This is a genomic window from Chromobacterium subtsugae (assembly GCF_001676875.1).
GTDB lineage: Bacteria > Pseudomonadota > Gammaproteobacteria > Burkholderiales > Chromobacteriaceae > Chromobacterium > Chromobacterium subtsugae.
Genome location: NZ_JYKA01000013.1, coordinates 1 through 17,101, shown reverse-complemented (window position 1 = coordinate 17,101; position 17,101 = coordinate 1). Strand labels below are relative to the sequence as shown.

Annotated in this window: 17 protein-coding genes and 3 tRNA genes; 7 read left to right on the top strand and 13 right to left on the bottom strand. The window is 66.2% G+C overall.

Annotation, left to right across the window (positions count from 1 at the left end; translation table 11 throughout):
* The first annotated feature begins 89 nt into the window (after positions 1-89).
* Positions 90-1,451, top strand: a complete 1,362-nt coding sequence (locus MY55_RS15360) for a DEAD/DEAH box helicase (protein WP_047236273.1) — start codon at positions 90-92, stop codon at positions 1,449-1,451.
* A gap of 107 nt (positions 1,452-1,558) precedes the next feature.
* The gene (locus MY55_RS15355) at positions 1,559-1,825 is read left to right on the top strand and encodes a hypothetical protein (RefSeq protein ID WP_047236272.1); all 267 of its coding nucleotides are present in this window, start codon (positions 1,559-1,561) and stop codon (positions 1,823-1,825) included.
* 64 nt (positions 1,826-1,889) lie between these two features.
* On the opposite strand, the gene MY55_RS15350 is transcribed toward MY55_RS15355, so the two are convergent.
* From MY55_RS15350 to MY55_RS15340, 3 genes are all read right to left on the bottom strand, one after another.
* Entirely contained in the window at positions 1,890-2,171 is a 282-nt protein-coding gene (locus tag MY55_RS15350) for a hypothetical protein (RefSeq protein ID WP_047236271.1), read from the bottom strand.
* A gap of 121 nt (positions 2,172-2,292) precedes the next feature.
* On the bottom strand, positions 2,293-3,225 hold the full coding sequence (locus MY55_RS15345) for a cation diffusion facilitator family transporter (protein ID WP_047236270.1): 933 nt from the start codon (positions 3,223-3,225) through the stop codon (positions 2,293-2,295).
* 134 nt (positions 3,226-3,359) lie between these two features.
* On the bottom strand, positions 3,360-3,620 hold the full coding sequence (locus MY55_RS15340; RefSeq protein ID WP_047236269.1) for a hypothetical protein: 261 nt from the start codon (positions 3,618-3,620) through the stop codon (positions 3,360-3,362).
* Positions 3,621-3,745: 125 nt separating this feature from the next.
* Here MY55_RS15340 and MY55_RS15335 point away from each other — a divergent pair, with 125 nt between their 5' ends.
* Positions 3,746-4,723, top strand: a complete 978-nt coding sequence (locus MY55_RS15335; protein WP_230623445.1) for a serine/threonine protein kinase — start codon at positions 3,746-3,748, stop codon at positions 4,721-4,723.
* 4 nt (positions 4,724-4,727) lie between these two features.
* On the opposite strand, the gene MY55_RS15330 is transcribed toward MY55_RS15335, so the two are convergent.
* The 10 genes from MY55_RS15330 to MY55_RS15285 all read right to left on the bottom strand — a co-directional run bounded on the left by MY55_RS15330 (position 4,728) and on the right by MY55_RS15285 (position 15,280).
* A complete protein-coding gene (locus tag MY55_RS15330) occupies positions 4,728-5,906 on the bottom strand; it encodes an EAL domain-containing response regulator (RefSeq protein ID WP_047236268.1) in 1,179 nt (392 codons plus the stop codon).
* A gap of 11 nt (positions 5,907-5,917) precedes the next feature.
* A complete protein-coding gene (locus MY55_RS15325; RefSeq protein WP_043580393.1) occupies positions 5,918-7,015 on the bottom strand; it encodes a protein-glutamate methylesterase/protein-glutamine glutaminase in 1,098 nt (365 codons plus the stop codon).
* A complete protein-coding gene (locus tag MY55_RS15320) occupies positions 7,012-7,602 on the bottom strand; it encodes a chemotaxis protein CheD (RefSeq protein WP_052258398.1) in 591 nt (196 codons plus the stop codon). The genes MY55_RS15325 and MY55_RS15320 overlap by 4 nt, the downstream gene beginning before the upstream one ends.
* A gap of 92 nt (positions 7,603-7,694) precedes the next feature.
* Positions 7,695-9,320: a methyl-accepting chemotaxis protein gene (locus MY55_RS15315; protein ID WP_065202633.1), complete on the bottom strand. Its 1,626-nt coding sequence runs from the start codon at positions 9,318-9,320 to the stop codon at positions 7,695-7,697.
* Positions 9,321-9,372: 52 nt separating this feature from the next.
* Complete coding sequence (locus MY55_RS15310) at positions 9,373-9,918, bottom strand: chemotaxis protein CheW (protein WP_047236267.1); 546 nt, start codon at positions 9,916-9,918, stop codon at positions 9,373-9,375.
* A gap of 19 nt (positions 9,919-9,937) precedes the next feature.
* The gene (locus MY55_RS15305; RefSeq protein WP_065202632.1) at positions 9,938-11,530 is read right to left on the bottom strand and encodes a methyl-accepting chemotaxis protein; all 1,593 of its coding nucleotides are present in this window, start codon (positions 11,528-11,530) and stop codon (positions 9,938-9,940) included.
* Positions 11,527-13,662 carry a chemotaxis protein CheA gene (locus MY55_RS15300; RefSeq protein WP_043580398.1) on the bottom strand — a complete coding sequence of 712 codons (2,136 nt, stop codon included), beginning with the start codon at positions 13,660-13,662 and terminating at the stop codon, positions 11,527-11,529. Before MY55_RS15300 ends, MY55_RS15305 begins: the two co-directional genes overlap by 4 nt.
* A gap of 14 nt (positions 13,663-13,676) precedes the next feature.
* The gene (locus tag MY55_RS15295; RefSeq protein ID WP_043580400.1) at positions 13,677-13,952 is read right to left on the bottom strand and encodes an STAS domain-containing protein; all 276 of its coding nucleotides are present in this window, start codon (positions 13,950-13,952) and stop codon (positions 13,677-13,679) included.
* Between the two features lie 25 nt (positions 13,953-13,977).
* Positions 13,978-14,346: a response regulator gene (locus tag MY55_RS15290; protein WP_043580402.1), complete on the bottom strand. Its 369-nt coding sequence runs from the start codon at positions 14,344-14,346 to the stop codon at positions 13,978-13,980.
* A gap of 19 nt (positions 14,347-14,365) precedes the next feature.
* The gene (locus MY55_RS15285) at positions 14,366-15,280 is read right to left on the bottom strand and encodes a hypothetical protein (protein ID WP_065202631.1); all 915 of its coding nucleotides are present in this window, start codon (positions 15,278-15,280) and stop codon (positions 14,366-14,368) included.
* Positions 15,281-15,508: 228 nt separating this feature from the next.
* Here MY55_RS15285 and MY55_RS15280 point away from each other — a divergent pair, with 228 nt between their 5' ends.
* The 4 genes from MY55_RS15280 to MY55_RS15265 all read left to right on the top strand — a co-directional run bounded on the left by MY55_RS15280 (position 15,509) and on the right by MY55_RS15265 (position 17,052).
* Complete coding sequence (locus MY55_RS15280) at positions 15,509-16,735, top strand: aspartate kinase (protein WP_043580405.1); 1,227 nt, start codon at positions 15,509-15,511, stop codon at positions 16,733-16,735.
* A gap of 61 nt (positions 16,736-16,796) precedes the next feature.
* A tRNA-Ser gene (locus MY55_RS15275) sits at positions 16,797-16,890 on the top strand.
* Between the two features lie 6 nt (positions 16,891-16,896).
* Positions 16,897-16,973: transfer RNA gene (locus MY55_RS15270), tRNA-Arg, on the top strand.
* Positions 16,974-16,977: 4 nt separating this feature from the next.
* A tRNA-Glu gene (locus tag MY55_RS15265) sits at positions 16,978-17,052 on the top strand.
* Positions 17,053-17,101 lie beyond the last annotated feature (49 nt).

Here is a 17,101-nt window from a genome sequence, read left to right as displayed (position 1 = left end):
TTTATCTGCCGCCGGTTTACTTAATGAACATCGGGGCGCGTTGACGGATAGACCGCAACGTGCCCCTACGTATTGCAGGAGTGTGTTACATGTTGTTTTCCGAACTCGGCCTGTCGCCGGAAATCCTGCGCGCCATCGAAGAGCAGGGCTATAGCCAGCCGACGCCGATCCAGGGGAAGGCAATCCCGCTGGTGCTGTCCGGCCGCGACCTGCTGGCCGCCGCGCAGACCGGCACCGGCAAGACCGCGGCCTTCATGCTGCCTATCCTGGAGCGCTTGAAGAAATTCGCCAATACCAGCGTGTCGCCGGCGATGCACCCGGTGCGCGCGCTGGTGATTTCGCCGACCCGCGAGCTGGCCGACCAGATCGGCGAGAACGTCAAAAGCTATACCAAGTATCTGCCGCTGCGCGCGACCACCGTCTACGGCGGCATGAATATGGATCCGCAAACCCAGGAGCTGCGCCGCGGCGTGGAAATCCTGATCGCGACGCCAGGCCGCCTGCTCGACCACATCCAGCAGAAGAACGTGCAGCTGGGCAAGGTGGAAGTGCTGGTGCTGGATGAGGCCGACCGCATGCTGGACATGGGCTTCATCCAGGATATCCGCAAGATCATGGGGCTGCTGCCCAAGGAGCGCCAGACGCTGCTGTTCTCGGCGACGTTCGCGCCGGAGATCAAGCGTCTGGCCGCCGATTTCATGCATTCGCCGCAGACGGTCGAGGTGGCGCGCCAGAACGCCACCAACGACCAGGTGGAGCAGCTGGTGTTCAAGGTGGACGCCTTCCGTAAGCGCCAGGTGCTGGCGCAACTGATCCGCGCGCGCGACATGAGTCAGGTGATCGTGTTCTGCAAGACCAAGATCAGCGCCGACCAACTGGCGCGCGACCTGAAGCGCGATGGCCTGGATGCCGAGGCCATCCACGGCGACAAGACGCAGGGCGCTCGCCTGGAGACGCTGGCGTCGTTCAAGGACGGCGAACTGCGCGTGCTGGTCGCCACCGACGTGGCGGCGCGCGGCCTCGACATTTCCGAGCTGCCCTACGTGGTCAACTACGAAATGCCGAACTCCCCGGAAGACTACGTGCACCGCATCGGCCGCACCGGCCGGGCCGGCGCCAAGGGCGTGGCCATCTCGCTGATGAGCCCCGATGAAACCCGCCAGCACGAGGCGATCGAAAAGCTGACCCGCCAGACGCTGACGCCGCAAAGCGTGGACAGCTTCATGCCGGCGCAGCCGCCTGCGCGCGCCAAGCCGGCCGCGCGTGAACGCGAACAGGGCGGCGACCGCGAGCCCGCAGCCATGCGCGAACGCGAACGCGAAGTTCCGGCGCTAACCGGCAATGGCGAAGGCCTGAAGCAGGCCCGTCCCGCCAGGCGCAACCGCAAGGCCCGGCGCGAGGTTCCGGCATTGTTGTTGCCGCCGCGCTACAAGGTGGAAATCATCCGCTAAGTTTGTTAACAAACCCCGCCGCCGGCGGGGTTTGTTTTGGCTGTCGTTGCGCTAATCTTGCAGGGATGAGACCTGCCGGCGCCATGGCCGGCACAGGAGAGTCGACGATGAAAAGAAAATGGATCGCCGCGCTGGGCGCGGGGGGCGCGATGCTGGGAGTCGGCGCGATTTGCCAGGCCTCGCCGCTGCCGATGTCGGCGGGCGCGCCGACGCTGGACAGCCACGGCAGCGCCAGCCTGGCGCAGGGCAAGCAGGGAGCGCAAGGCGAGGCCGACAGGCTGAGCCGGCTGCGCGCGCTGGTGCACAATAGTTCGATCCACTGCAGCAATCCCGGCTGCCCGATCTGCCACCCGCAGCCAAGCGCGTCGCTGTAAGCCGCGCGCGCAAAGAAAATGCCGGCCTGTGGCCGGCATTTCGCATTCAAAACCGGGGGGGCGCTCAGCTGGCGTCGCTGGGGCGCGGCATGGCGGCGACATCGCGCACCGGCGTGCCGGCATCGCGTTTGGCGTCGGCGTGGCGCAGCTGGTCGCGCACTTCCTGCACCAGCAGGAAAGGCGTGTCCGCCGGCCAGTGTTCGGTCCAGGTGCTGATGGTGGCAGGCTGGGGGTTGCCGTTGAACGGCGCGCGGCTGACGGCGTAGTTTTCAAACTGCCACAGCAGCGGCAGCAACAGCAGGGCGTGCAGCAGCCAGCGCGGAATGGATTGAAATGGTATCGTCATAGTATGTGTAGACTACGCCGACTATGGAAAAGTTGCACGTAAAAACTTCATTTACGTACAAAAGCAGCCGACAAGGCTATTTGGCGGCTGCTTTTATCTGAAATATCGCGCCTGCGCGCGCTTAACCGGCAACGGGCATGTTGCCGTCGCGGTAATGCTCGGCCGGGTCGACGTGGGTCATCACGTCCAGCACAGGGTGCTGGCGCAGCACGCGCTGCTGCGCTTCTTCGGTGATGGCGTGGGCCTGGTAGACATTGATGTTGCCGTCCACTTCCAGGTGCACGTCGACCAGGATCATGTCTCCCATTTTGCGGGTGCGCAAATCGTGGATGCCGACGATGCCCGGGGTGGCGAGCAAGGTGGCGCGAATGGCGGCGATGTCGTCCTCGCTGGCGGCGCGATCCATCAGGTCGCTCAGCGCGTCCCAGGCGAAGCGCCAACCCATGCGGCCGACCAGCAGGCCCACCACCAGCGCCGCCACCGGATCCAGTATCGGATAGCCCAGCAGATTGCCCGCCACGCCGGCGGCCACCACCAGCGAGGAGGCGGCGTCGGAGCGCGCATGCCAGGCATTGGCCACCAGCAGGCTGGAGCGCACTTTCTGCGCGGCGGCCAACATGTAGCGGAACAGGCTTTCCTTGGCGACCAGCGCCAGCGCGGCGATCCACAAGGCCAGGCTGTGGACTGCCGGAATATCGGCGGGGTGGATGAATTTGTTGGCTGCCGAATACAGCATGCCGGCGCCGACGGCCAGCAGCAGCAGGCCCAGGGCCAGCGAGGCGGCGTTTTCGTAGCGCTGATGGCCGTACTGATGGTCGTGGTCGGGACCCTTGCCGCTGTGGCGGCCGGCGACCAGCACGACGAAGTCGGACAGCAGGTCGGACAGCGAGTGGATGCCGTCGGCTATCAGCGCGGAGGAATGGGCCCAGACGCCGGCGATGATCTGCAATGCCGACAGCAGCACATTGACCGCCACGCTGACCAGCGTGCTGGCGCGCGCGGTTTTCTGGCGTTCAGCGCTGTCTCCGCTTTCTGTTGCGTGTGGGTGTTTCATCGCGGACTTCCGGTCTAGGGGGGACAGCCGCCATTTTCTCATTATTTTCGCTATTGGTCATTAAAAGTTGATTGCAAAAGTAAATGATAATGAAAACGAGAATGAGCTGCAGAGTCCCTGCCCGGACAAGGGGATTACCAGCGCGTGGAAACCAGATAGAGCAGGTAGGCCAGCGCGAGCAGCACCAAGCTGCCGCTCAGCCAGCAGGCGAAGCCTTGCAGCAGCTGCCGCGTGTTTAACCGGTGTTCAAGCAGGCGCCGCCAGGCCTGGCGGCGGGCGCCGCGGTCCAGCAGCACCAGCCAGCCTTGCAAAGTCAGGTTGGCCCAACGCTCGGAGCCGTGCCGCAGCTGGTCTCCATCGAGGTGGAAGGAAAGAGGGGGGAGGTGCGGTTTCATGGCTTTCCTTTCCTGCGCCGACGGTTTTCACTTTAGGCTTAGCAGATGGCGCGGGCGTTTGCGGGTTTATCTGCCGCGCTGAACGCCGGCCTCGTTGCGCGTATAATCGGCGGATGGATACCACCTTGCCTCCCCCTTTCGCCGCGCTGACGCCGGACGCCATTCTCGACGCGGTCGAGAGCCTGGGCCTGCGCGCCAGCGGCAGCCTGCTGGCCTTGAACAGCTATGAAAACCGCGTCTACCAGGTCGGCATCGACGACGGCGCGCCGCTGGTGGCCAAGTTTTACCGGCCGCAGCGCTGGAGCGACGACGCCATCCTGGAGGAGCACGCCTTCTCCTGGCAATTGGCCGAGCGCGAAATTCCGGCGGTGCCGCCGTTGCGGCTGCAGGGACGCACGCTGCACGAACACGGCGGCTTCCGTTTCGCGCTGTTCGAGCGCCGCGGCGGCCGGGTGCCGGAACTGGACCGCGACGACACCTTGCAGTGGATAGGCCGTTTCCTCGGCCGCATCCACGCGCTGGGACGGGTGGAGGATTACCGCAGCCGCCCGACGCTGGACCAGCAAAGCTTCGGCCGCGAGCCGGCGGACTTTCTGCTGCAGGGCGGATGGCTGCCGCCGGAGCTGGGCAATGTCTACCGCGGCGTGTTGGAGCAGGCCTTGGAAGGGGTGGCGCGCTGCTTCGAGCGGGCGGGCCAGGCGAGCCAGTTGCGCCTGCATGGCGACTGCCATGTCGGCAACCTGCTGTGGACCGACGCCGGCCCGCATTTCGTCGATTTCGACGACAGCCGCATGGGGCCGGCGGTGCAGGACTTGTGGATGCTGCTGTCCGGCGAGCGCGCCGAGCAGTCGCGGCAACTGGCCGAGGTGCTGGCCGGCTATGAAGACTTCTGCGAGTTCGACACGCGCGAGCTCTATTTGCTGGAAGGCCTGCGCACGCTGCGGCTGATCCATTACAGCGCCTGGCTGGCGCGGCGCTGGCACGATCCCGCGTTTCCGGCAGCCTTCCCGTGGTTTGGCGGCCAGCGCTATTGGGAGGAGCAGATCCTGGCGCTGCGAGAGCAGATCGCGCTGATGGACGAGCCGCCGCTGTGGTCTTGCTGAGCTTTCATTTAGACGCCGCGGCGGTGCGGGCGCGGCTCCAGTCCAGGAGTTCGTCCGGCGGCAGCGCTTCGGCGAAATAGCGGCCCTGGCCCAGCTGGCAGCCGCGCTCGGCCATCAACTGGCAGTCTTCCTGGCTTTGCACGCCCTCGGCCACCGTCGCCAGCTTCAGCCGGCGCGCCAGCTCGACGATGCTGTTGAGCACCGCTTGCAGATGGGGTTTGCCGCCGATCGAGGTCACCAGCGAGGGGTCGATTTTCAATTCGGTGAATGGAAAGCGCTCCAGCTGCTGCATGGCGGCGAAGCCGGTGCCGAAATTGTCCACCGCCAGGCCTACTCCGGCCATGCGCAAGCGCACGGCGCAGCCTATCGCCCGCGACAGATTGTCCGCGATCGCGGTTTCCGTCACTTCGAAGCTGATGAAGCGGACCGGCACATGGCTGTCGGCGATGATGCGCTCGATCTGCTCGACCAGGCCATCCTCTTGCAGCGAGCGCGGCTCCAGATTGAGGGACAGCGGCAGGCGCAGACCCTGGCGCGCCCATTCCCGCCATTGCCCCAAGCCTTGTGTCAGCATCTGCATGGTCAGTTCGGTGGCCCAGCCGGATTGTTCTATGACCGGCAGAAAGCTGTCGGCGTCGATTGCGCCCAGTTGCGGGTGCCGCCAACTGGCCAGCACCTCGGCGCCTTTGAGCGCGCCGTCGGCCAGATCGACCTTGGGCTGGTAGCTGGGGCGGATCTGGTCCGCGTCCAGTGCCGCGCGCAACTCCGCCGGCGCGAACTCGCGGCCGTCCATCCGCGCATCCGGCGTCCAGGCTCTTTGCGCCAGGTCGCGCAGCGCATCCAGCCGCAGCGGTTTTTGCAGCGCGCCCAGCACCGGCAGGCCCAGCTCGCGGCCCATCATCTCCACTGTGGAAATCAGCAGGTAGTCCTTGCTGGAGGCGACCACCACTGGCGTGTGCAGGCCGGAGGCGGCCATGCCCTGCATCACCCGCACGCCGTCCATGCCGGGCATCTCCAGATCCAGCAGCACCAGGCTGGGGAGGCGCTCCCGCATCATGGCCAGCCCTTGCCCGCCGTCGGCGGCCTCGCGCACGCTGGCGGCGCCCAGCGCGCGGCACAGTTCCAGCGCATGCTGGCGCTGCACCTTGCTGTCGTCGATCACCAGGATGTCGTCCAGTTCCATGGGCGGCCCGATCAGCGGCAGATGGCCTTGGCTATCATGTCCAGCGCCATCACTTCGTCGGCGGCGCCCAGCTTGATCGCTTCCTTGGGCATGCCGAACACCACGCAGCTTTCTTCGTCCTGGGCGATGGTTTTGGCGCCGCAGTCGTGCATTTCCTTCAGGCCCTTGGCGCCGTCGTCGCCCATGCCGGTCATGATGATGCCCAGCGCGTTCTTGCCGGCGAACTTGGCGGCGGAGCGGAACAGCACGTCCACCGACGGCTTGTGGCGGCTGACCAGCGGGCCGTCGACGACTTCCACCTGGTAGAAGGCGCCGCTGCGCTTGACCATCATGTGCTTGCCGCCGGGGGCGATCAGCGCGCGGCCGGGCAGGATCCGGTCGCCGTTGCTGGCTTCCTTCACCTCTATCTGCGACAGGCTGTTCAGCCGTTCGGCGAAGGAGCGGGTGAATTTCTCCGGCATGTGCTGGACGATGGCGAGGCCGGGACAGGTGCGCGGCAGCTCGGTCAGCACGGTTTCCAGCGCCTGGGTGCCGCCGGTGGAGGTGCCGATGGCGATGATGCGCTCGGTGGTGGCGAAGACATTGCTGCCGGTGGGCGCGGACAGGATGGCGTCGGCCGACAGCTTGGGACGGGTTTCCAGCGGATTGGAGCCGGACGGCGCGGCCGTGGGCGAGCCGCTGGCCGACGGCATCACCCGCACCCGGTTCATCCGCGCGGCGGCGGCGCTGCGCACCGCCATCACCAGCTGGGCCGAGCTTTCCTCCAGGAAGCCCTTGACGCCGGAAGTCGGTTTGGCGATCACCTCCACCGCGCCCGCCGCCATCGCCTGCATGCTGATGTCGGTGCCCTTTTGCGTCAGCGACGAGCAGATCACCACCGGGGTGGGGCGGCTGCTCATCAGCTGCTTGAGGAAGGTGATGCCGTCCATGCGCGGCATTTCCACGTCCAGCACCACCACGTCGGGCCAGCGCAGCTTCATCTTGTCCATCGCCATGTAGGGATCGTTGGCGACATCCATCACCTCTATGCCGCTGGCCTCGGTGAACACCTGGCTTAGCACCTGCCGGACCACGGCGGAGTCGTCTACGATCAGAACCTTGATACTCATGTTCGCATCCTTGTATTTTTGGGCGGAACCAGTTCCAGCTCGGCCTCTTGCGATTGCTTGATCCAGACGTTGCCGCTGGCGACATCGAACAACACCAGGCGCGGACAGTTGCCGCCCAGGTCTTCCGCCTGCAGGCGCAGGCCAAGCTGCTTGACCATGGCGCGCGCCAGGCTGATGTTGCGCGCCGGCACGTCATGGGTGAGTTTGCGTTCGCGGCTGATCAGCATCGAGGCGCCGCCTATCAGCCGGGCGTGGAACTCCTGCAGCGGCAGGCCGCAGGCCAGGATTTCGCGCAGCAGCAGCAGCATGGCCTCGTCGCCGTAGCGGCCGGACAGGGCTTCGCCGCGGCGGTTGGTGCGCTGGGCCAGCAGGTAGTGGCACATGCCGCCCACCTGGGCCTGGGGATGCCAGAGGATGATGGAGACGCAGGAACCCAGCAGCGTGCGGATGCGGGTGCCGCGGCCGCCGAAGTGCCAGTCGCCTGGGTGGAGGAAGATGGCGTCGCCGGCGGCGTCGGCGGCCGCCGTTGCGCTTGGCCGGCTGTCGGGCGCGGGCGCCGCCGCCGGTAGCGGCGGAGTCAATGCCATGGTCTTGGCTTTCCTTAATCAGCGCCGGGCGGACTGCCGGCGACATTCACATGTTTCAATCTAGTACAGTGCGCCCGCGCCGCGCGCGGCTTTCAAAAGCGGAACATGTCGTCCAGCTGTTCCTGATCGTGGGCCGGAGGCTCGGCCGGCGGAGGCGCCGAGTCTGCGCGGGCTGCGGGCGCGGCCGCAACGGGCAGGGCGGCGGTGCTGGCCGCCAGCCGGAAGAAATCCATTGCCTGCTGCAGCCGGTTGGCCTGCTGGGTCATTTCCTCGGCCGTCGAGGCAAGCTCCTCGCTGGCGGCGGCGTTCTGCTGGGTGGAGTGGTTCAGGTGCAGGATAGCCTGGTTGATCTGGCCGATGCCGCCGGCCTGCTCCTTGGTGGCGGCGGCGATCTCCTGCACCAGGTCGGCGGTGCGGCCGCTGGAGCGGACGATCTCCTTCAGCAGCCGCCCGGCGTGCTCGGCCACGGCGACGCTGCGCTCGGCCAGCTCGCCTATTTCCTGCGCCGCCACCTGGCTGCGTTCGGCCAGCCTGCGCACTTCGGCCGCCACCACCGCGAAGCCGGCGCCGTGCTTGCCGGCGCGGGCGGCCTCGATGGCGGCGTTCAGCGCCAACAGGTTGGTCTGGTAGGCGATTTCATCGATGATGCCCACCCGGTCGGCGATCTGGCGCATCGCCTGCACCGTCTGCTGCACCGCCTGGCCGCCTTCGGTGGCTTCAGCCGAGGCCTGTTCGGCGATCGCTTCGGTGGTGTGGGAGTTGTCGCTGGTCTGGTTGATCGACGCCGATACCTGCTCTATCGAGGCCGAGCTTTGCTCCAGGCCGGCGGCGGAAGAGCTGGCTCCCTGCGACAGCGCCAGCGCGGTGGAGCTGATCTGCTGCGCGGCGCTGGCCACGCCGTCGGAGGCGGTCTTCACTTCGCCGATGATCGCCCGCAATTGCAGGCACATCAGCCGTATCGCTTCGCTGAGGCTGCCTTCCGGCGCCGGCGCCAGCTCGATGTCCAGCCGGCCCGCGGCCACCTCGCGGGTGGCGCGCGCCACGTCGCGGGGCTCGCCGCCCAGCCGGCGGATCAGCTGGCGGTAGATCAGCAGCAGGAAGCCGGCCAGCAGCAACAGCACCGTCAGGCTGACGCCGGCCAGCCAGGCGAAGGTCTGGCTGGTGATGCGCTGCGCTTCGTCCTCCATCTGCCGTTGCATCCGGCTGGTTTGTTCGATCAGCGGCAGGATGGTCTGATGGTTGCGGTCGTACTGGGCGGCCAGCCGGTCGAAGGACAGATTGATGGCCAGTTGGTCGTGCGCGTCCAGCGCCGGCAGGAAGCGGGTGTCCACTTCCTGGAAGAAGGCGTCGCCGCTGGGCTGCACCTTTTGCGCCAGGGTGGCGCGCATCTCGGCCGGCAACGGATTGGCTTCCCATTTTTTCAGCCCGTCGTAGAATTCGGCGCGTTGCGCCTGCATCTGGTTGAGCAGTTGCTGGCGGATGGATGGATCCATGGCGCCGCGCAGCTGGTTGGCCAGCAGGAAGCTGGCTTGCAGCTCCAGCGTCGGCGGATCCAGGTCGTTGATGAAGTCCTTGCCAAGCACCACCTGGCGGTACATGTCGCCGTTGATCATCACCGTGCGCAAGCCCTGCCAGGCGGTGGCGGTCAGGCAGCCCAGGCCCAGCAGCACGCCGGTGGTCAGCAGGATGAACTGGTGTCGAATGCTGAAATGCTTCATCGGGATTCTCCGCGGCCGTCGCCGGTTTGCCGGCGCGCATGGCGTGCCGTCATCATTCCTCCTCCGCCTCTTCCTGCCGGCTCAGCTCCGACAGCAGCGACATCTCGTGCACCGACAGCACCTTGTCCACGTTCAGCAGCACCACGAAGTGGTCGTCCAGCCGGGCCATGCCCTCGATGAAGTCGACGCGGATCTTGCTGCCGAACTGCGGCGGCGGCTCGATGGCGTCGTCGGGAATCGCCAGCACCTCGTGCACGGCGTCCACCAGCACGCCGATCAACTGCCACTGCTCCTCATGCTCCACTTCCATGATGACGATGCAGGTGCGGCGGTGGATCGCGGTTTCGTCGCGGGCGAAGCGCAGCGACAGGTCTATCACCGGCACCACCGCGCCGCGCAGGTTCATCACGCCGCGGATGAACGGCGGCATCAGCGGCACCGAGGTCGGCCGGATGTATTCGAGGATTTCCCGTATCCGCAAAATGCCGATGGCGAAGGTTTCCCCCGCCAGCTGGAATGTCAGGAACTGCCGGAGTTCCGCCGCTTCCGCTTCGGCGGCGTCGCTATCGGCGCGGCGCAGGATATTGAGTGCGGCCATATTGATGTCTCCCGCCGGTTCAGAATGGCATTCGGCCGCGCGCGGCGGCTTCCGGCGCCGCCGGCGTCCCGCGCGCGTCCACGCCGGCGCGCAGGGCGCCCAGATGAAAGAAGCCGATCAGGTCGTGCAGGTTTTCGGCCTGGCGGTTCATTTCCTCGGCGGTGGCGGCCAATTCCTCGCTGGCGCTGGCGTTCTGCTGGGTGGTCTGGTTCAGCTGCTGCACCGCCAGGCTGATCTGGCCGACGCCGTCCGACTGCTCGTTGGACGCGGCGGCGATTTCCTGCACCAGGTCCGAGGTGCGGCGGCTGGAGCGGACTATCTCTTCCAGCAGGCCGCCGGCTTCGTCCACCAGCAGCACGCTGTCGCGCGCCAGCGCGCCGATTTCCCGCGCCGCGACCTGGCTGCTTTCGGCCAGCTTGCGAACTTCGGCCGCCACCACCGCGAAGCCTTTGCCGTGCTCGCCGGCGCGGGCGGCCTCGATGGCGGCGTTCAGCGCCAGCAAGTTGGTTTGGTAGGCGATGTCGTCGATGATGCCGATCCGCTCGGCGATCTCGCGCATCGCGCGTATGGTCTGCTGCACCGCCTCGCCGCCCTGGCCGGCCTCCCGCGACGCCTTTTCCGCCATGCTTTCCGTCAGCCGGGCGTTGTCGTTGGTCTGGTTGATCGACGCCGACATCTGCGCGACCGACGACGAGGTCTGCTCCAGGCCTGCGGCTTGCTCGCTGGCGGAGCGCGCCAGCATCTGCGAGGTGGCGTGGATGTGCTGGGAGGCGACGGACAGGCTTTCCGAGCCGTTCTTCACCTCGCCGATGATGGCGCCCAGCGTCTGGATGGTTTGGGCGATGGAGGCGGCCAGGCTGGTCTGATCGTCGGGGCGCAGCGCGATGCCGCACTGCAGGTTGCCGTTGGCCACTTCGCGCATCACGCCGGCCACCGCCTGCGGCTCGCCGCCCAGCGTGCGCAGCAGATTGCGGCGGATGGCGGCGGCGATCAGCAGGCTGGCGGCGACCGCCAGCGCGGCCAGCAGCAGCATCCGGCCGCGGCTGGCCTGGTAGGCGGCCGCGCTTTGCCGCGCCAGCTCCTCGTTGAGTCCGTCTTCGACATCGGCCAACGCGCTGATCTGCTCGTTCAGCCGGCCGCCCTTGCCGGCCAGCAGCGCGCGCGCGTCGCGGGGTTTCTGCTGTCCGACCAGCGCCAGCGCCTGCAGGTAATCCTGATGGGCGTCGCGGCTGCCGTTCTGGATGGCGGCCATCAGCTCCCGCTCGCGCGCGTTGGTGCCGGCTTCGCGCTGGAACATCTGCGCCAGTTGCCGCTCGGCTTCCTGGTAGCGGCGCAGCGCGTCCTGCAGATTCCGTCCGGCGCGTTCCAGCTCGCCGCGGTTGCTGGCCAGCAGGCCGTTGCGTATTTCGAGCCGCGCCAGCTGGTTGGACTCCAGCAGTTGGTGGGCGAGGCGGGCTTCGACATTGTTGACCCGGGTGATGTTGTGGACGGCGCTGTTGATATTGCCGAAACCCTGCAGCGCCACCGCGATGCACAGCAGCATCAGCAGGATGACGGCGCCGTAGCCCAGCGCCTGCCGGGTGGCGATGCGCATGCCGGAGAAGGCGGTCATCGCGCGTTTCCCGGCAGCGGGGCGTGGGAGCGGGCCGCCGCGCCATCGGGCGGCGGAAAATGCTCAGCCTCCTTGCGGCAGGCATGGCGGAGCAGCGACGGCACGTCCAGGATCAGCGCCACCTCGCCGCTGCCCAGTATGGTGGAGCCGCTGATGGCCTTCAGCGTGCTGAACAACGCGCCCAGCGGTTTGATCACGGTCTGGAATTCGCCTTGCAGCGCATCCACCACCAGGCCCGCCTTGCGGTCGTCGTAGTGGACCACCACCACGTTGCGGCGCGGCGCGGCCTTGGCGGGCAGTTCGAAAAAGGACGACAGGTGCAGCAGCGGCAGCAGCTCGCCGCGCAGATTGATCCAGTCGTGCACGCCGTTGGCAGGCAGGCCGTCCGGCAGTTCTATGCATTCCACCACCGCTTCCAGCGGCAGCACGAAGGTGGAGGCGGCCACTTCCACCAGGAAGCCGTCGATGATGGCCAGCGTCAGCGGCAGGCGGATGCGGAAGGTGGTGCCGCGGCCGGGCTCGCTGTCGATGTCTATCGTGCCGTGCAGCTGCTGGATGCTGCGTCTGACGACGTCCATGCCGACGCCGCGTCCGGACAGATTGGTCACCTGTTCCGCGGTGGAGAAGCCCGCCGCGAAGATTTGCTGGAACACCGCGCTGTCAGGCGGCTCGTCGTCCGGGCCCAGCAGGCCGCGTTCGCGCGCCTTGGCCAGGATGCGCCGCCGGTCCAGGCCGCCGCCGTCGTCGGCCACCTCGATCACCACGCTGCCGGATTCGTGATAGGCGTTGAGCCAGAGGTTGCCCTGGGCCGGCTTGCCGTGGGCCTGGCGCAGATCGGTGGCCTCTATGCCGTGGTCGATGGCGTTGCGCACGATGTGCAGCAAGGGATCGCCCAGTTTTTCCACCATGGACTTGTCCAGTTCGGTTTCGGCGCCGACGATGTGCAGGTGGATGTCCTTGCCCAGCTCGCGCGACACATCGCGAACCACCCGCGGGAAGCGCTGGAAGATCTCGCCTATCTGCACCATCCGCATCGACAGCGTGCCGGCGCGGATCTGCTCGATCAGGCTGGCGATGGTCAGCGTCGCCTCCACCAGCGGCGTTTGCTGTGCGCGGCGGGCGATCAGGTTGGCCGCCGCGCCGGCGATCACCAGCTCGCCGATCAGATTGATCAGGTTGTCCAGCTTGCCGGCCTCCACTTTGATGAAACGGCTCTCCGCCGGTTTGGCGCTGCGGGCTTCGCCGTCCGCTGCGGTTTCGGCGGCCGCCGGGAGCGGGGCATGGCCGGGCGGTTCGGGCTGGGCGTCAGCCGCCGCGTCGATGGGCTCCAGAACGCCGAAGCGCGTCCAGGCCTGCCGCACCGCCGCCGTCTCTTCGGCGCCGGCGTTCGCGCAGGCGTCGGGCAGGCTGGGCTGGACGAGCGCCAGCGGCCAGAGATGGATGGCGCTGTCTTCGCGCGCGAATTCGAATACGTCCAGCAGGCTTTTCTCATCCTGCTCGCCGTGATACAGCGCCTCCAGCCGCAGATAGTTGGATTCGGGGTCGAAGGCGTCGCCGTCAGGCAGCGCGCAGCAGATGGCCTCGATCTGCTCGATCCGGCCTATCGAGGCCAGATAGCGGATGAAGGACGAGGGATCGAGGCCGTTGCGCAGCGCGTCGGGGCCGAAACGCAGCGATAGCAGCCAGCGGCTGCTGGCCGGCGCCGGCGGCGGCTCAATGTCGGCAGAGTCGGCCGCGGGCGGCGCCTGCGGATGCGCCAGGTAGTCCCGCAGCGCCGCCAGCAAGCCTTCGTCGCGCAGCGCCGTCAGATCCTGCTTGGCGGCCAGCGCCTGTATCATCAGCTTCACATGGTCGTGGCAGCGCAGCAGCAGGCCGACCAGCTCGTCGTCCAGCCTCAGGTGGCCGTCGCGCAGTTGATCCAGCAGGTTTTCCGCCTGGTGGGTGAAATTGACGATTTCCTCCAGGCCGAACAGGCCGGCGGAGCCCTTGATGGTGTGCATGGCGCGGAACAGCGCGTTCAGCTGCTCGGCGTCGGCATGTTCGGCCTCGATGTCCAGCAGGGTGCTTTCCATGTCGGCCAGCAGTTCGCGCGATTCCTCCAGGAAGGTTTGCAGCGCCTGTTCCAGATCCATCGCCTCTCCTCTAGTCAGGGCTCCAGCCGCAGTTCGCGCTGCAGCCCCATCAGCTGGACAAAGTCGCGCACGGCCCGGCTGGGCGACAGCAGCGCCACCGGCTGTCCCAGGCGGATGCCTTCGCGCTGCAGCCATAGCAGGACCTGGGCGCCGGCGCAGTCGATCTCCTCCACGGCCGACAAGTCCAGCGTAACGCCGGCGCCGTCCCGCAGCGCGCCGGCCAACTGCGCGCGCAACTGGGCCGCCTGGTAGATGGTTTGCTCGTGGCCGGCGCGGATCGCAAGCGGCATGTCGGCTCCTGGCTGCGGCGCCCGCTCAGGGCAGGATCAGCTTGGCGACCGCCGTCAGCAGCACCGGGGGTTGGAAGGGCTTGACCACCCAGGCTTTGGCGCCGGCCTCCTTGCCTTCGCGCTTTTTCTCTTCGGCCGACTCGGTGGTCAGCATGATCACCGGGGTGAACTTGTAGCTGGACAGCTGCTTGATGTGCTTGAGCAGGCCGATGCCGTCCAGCAGCGGCATGTTGACGTCGGAGATGATCAGATGGATTTTGCGCCCATCCAGGATGTCCAGTGCCTCCTTGCCGTTTCCGGCCTCCAGCACTTCATAGCCGGCGCCGGCCAAGGTCATTCTCACCACCTGCCGCAAGGTGGTGGAGTCGTCGACTATCAATATGGTCTTGGCCATCTGCCGCGTTCCCAGTGATTCAGAAGAAGGTGATGTCGCTAGGCCCGGGAGGGCGGTCGCCGCCGTCCCGGTTGTGCAGCGCGCGCTGCTCGTGCGTGGTGTAGCTGCTTTTGAGCGCGCTGAGCCAGGCTTCGGTATCCGGCGGGGCCGGCAGCTCGTCCTCGCTGCTCAACGCCTCGTGCAACATGGCTTCCAGCTGCCAGATATCGTTCTGGACGTGGGACAGGATCTGGTTGACCCGGTCCTGGAACTGCAACTGGGTCAGCGTGTCCTCGGCGGCGGCCCGCAGATCGAAGCCGGCCGCGTTGCCGTCGCGCTTCTGGCCGGGCGGAGGCTGGGAGTCGCGCTCCAGCGTTTCCAGCTGCCGCAGCAGATTGCCGACCTGGCTGGCGATCTGCCCATCCGGCTGGCTGTTTTCCCGCGCCTGAGCCAGCGCTTCCAGTTGCAGGGCCGATTGCTGCAGTTGCTTGAGCATGGGCATCAGCATCCTGTCCGGCGGCGATAGGCCGCTTGGCGCGCCCAGCGGGGGGGCGTCGGCCGTTTTCTGCTCGGCGGCGGCATCCGCCGGCTCCGGCGCCTGGTATCCAAGCTGGCGCAGCATATTGTCGCAGTGCCCGGTCAGCCGGCCGGCGGCCTCGTCTATCTGTTCGCGCCCCAAGGCGATGTGGCCGGCCCACAGCGGCAATAGCGCGTAAACATGGCCGGCGACATCGCGCCAGTATTGCGCCTGCGAGCCGATGTCGCGCGGCGGCGGGCGGGAGGCGGCGGGCAGGCTGCGCGGCCACAGCAGCAACAGCAGCAACAGCAGGGTGGTAAGGCCGAGAGCCGGCCAGAACAAGGGATGGTCGATGAACAGCGCGTACTGGATTCCCCCGTTGACGACCAGGCCGATTTCCAGCCGGATCCAGCGCCAGGGTTGAACAGGGGCAGTCATGCATGGGTCCCGTCAGTCGGATCGTGATCTCTCTCTGTTTTGTAGCCTTTAGGCTTAGGGGATGCAAACAGCCAGCCAGTTGTCTTAGCGCGATGGCGTGCGCCAGGGGATGCGAGGCGCGGCGTGGGCCGGCATGTTCGACTTTGCCAATTCAGCCTTGCATTTATCGACATTCTGTGGTCAGAATCGAAGCTCGACATTTCAACCATTTTGAAACAAGAAGCACGTATGGCACTCATCGTACAGAAGTACGGCGGCACCTCGGTCGGGACAACCGAGCGCATCAAGAATGTGGCCCGTCGCGTCGCCAAATGGAAGGCCCAGGGGCATGATGTGGTGGTGGTGGTTTCCGCGATGAGCGGCGAGACCAACCGCCTGATCGCCCTGGCCAAGGATATTCAGGATTACCCGGACCCGCGCGAGCTGGACGTGATCGTTTCCACCGGCGAACAGGTCACCATCGGCCTGTTGGCGATGGCGCTGAAGGAAATCGGCGTGCCGGCCAAGAGCTATTGCGGCTGGCAGGTGAAGGTGGTGACCGATCAGTCGCACACCAAGGCCCGCATCCAGTCGATAGACGAGGAGGTGATGCGTTCCGACCTGAAGGAAGGCCGCGTGGTCATCGTCGCCGGCTTCCAGGGCGTGGATGAGGAAGGCAACATCACCACGCTGGGCCGCGGCGGCTCCGATACTTCGGCGGTGGCGCTGGCCGCCGCGCTGAAGGCCGACGAGTGCCAGATCTACACCGACGTCGACGGCGTCTACACCACCGATCCGCGCGTGGTGCCGGAGGCCCGCCGCCTGAAGACGGTCACTTTCGAAGAGATGATCGAAATGGCGTCGCTGGGCTCCAAGGTATTGCAGATCCGCTCGGTGGAGTTCGCCGGCAAGTACAAGGTACGCTTGCGCGTGCTCTCCAGCTTCGAAGACGAAGGCGAGGGCACCCTGATTACGTTTGAGGAAGATGAGAGCATGGAAAAGGCGGTAGTGGCAGGCATCGCATTCGATCGCAACGAGGCCCGCATCAATGTCAAGGGCGTGCCGGACAAGCCGGGCATCGCTTACCAGATCCTGGGCCCGATCGCGGATGCCAACATCGAAGTGGACATGATCATCCAGAATGTCGGCGAAAACGGCACCACCGATTTCTCCTTCACCGTGCCGCGCGGCGAGTTCCAGCGCACGCTTGCCATCCTGCGCGAGGTGCAGACCCATATCGGCGCGGCCAAGATCGATGCCGATGACAAGGTGGCCAAGATTTCCATCGTCGGCGTCGGCATGCGTTCGCACTGCGGCATCGCTTCCACCATGTTCCGCACGCTGGCCGAAGAAGGCATCAACATCCAGATGATCTCCACTTCGGAAATCAAGGTTTCGGTGCTGGTGGACGAGAAATATCTGGAGCTGGCGGTTCGCGTTTTGCATAAGGTTTTCGGCCTGGACCAGGCGGCATAAATAATTTTGCATTTATGCTTGACAGCAAGAGCGCCCCTATTTAATATGGCGCTCTCTGAACGGAGAAATGGCCGAGTGGTCGAAGGCACTTCCCTGCTAAGGAAGCATACGGGCTTAAACCTGTATCGAGGGTTCGAATCCCTCTTTCTCCGCCAGAAACTGCACCCGTAGCTCAGTTGGATAGAGTATCTGGCTACGAACCAGAGGGTCGGGCGTTCGAATCGCTCCGGGTGCACCAAGACGTCCCTATAGTTTAGCGGTTAGAACACCGCCCTTTCACGGCGGTAGCCGGGGTTCGATTCCCCGTGGGGACGCCAGGATTCAGAAAAAAGCCCAGCATGAAAATGCTGGGCTTTTTCTATTTTC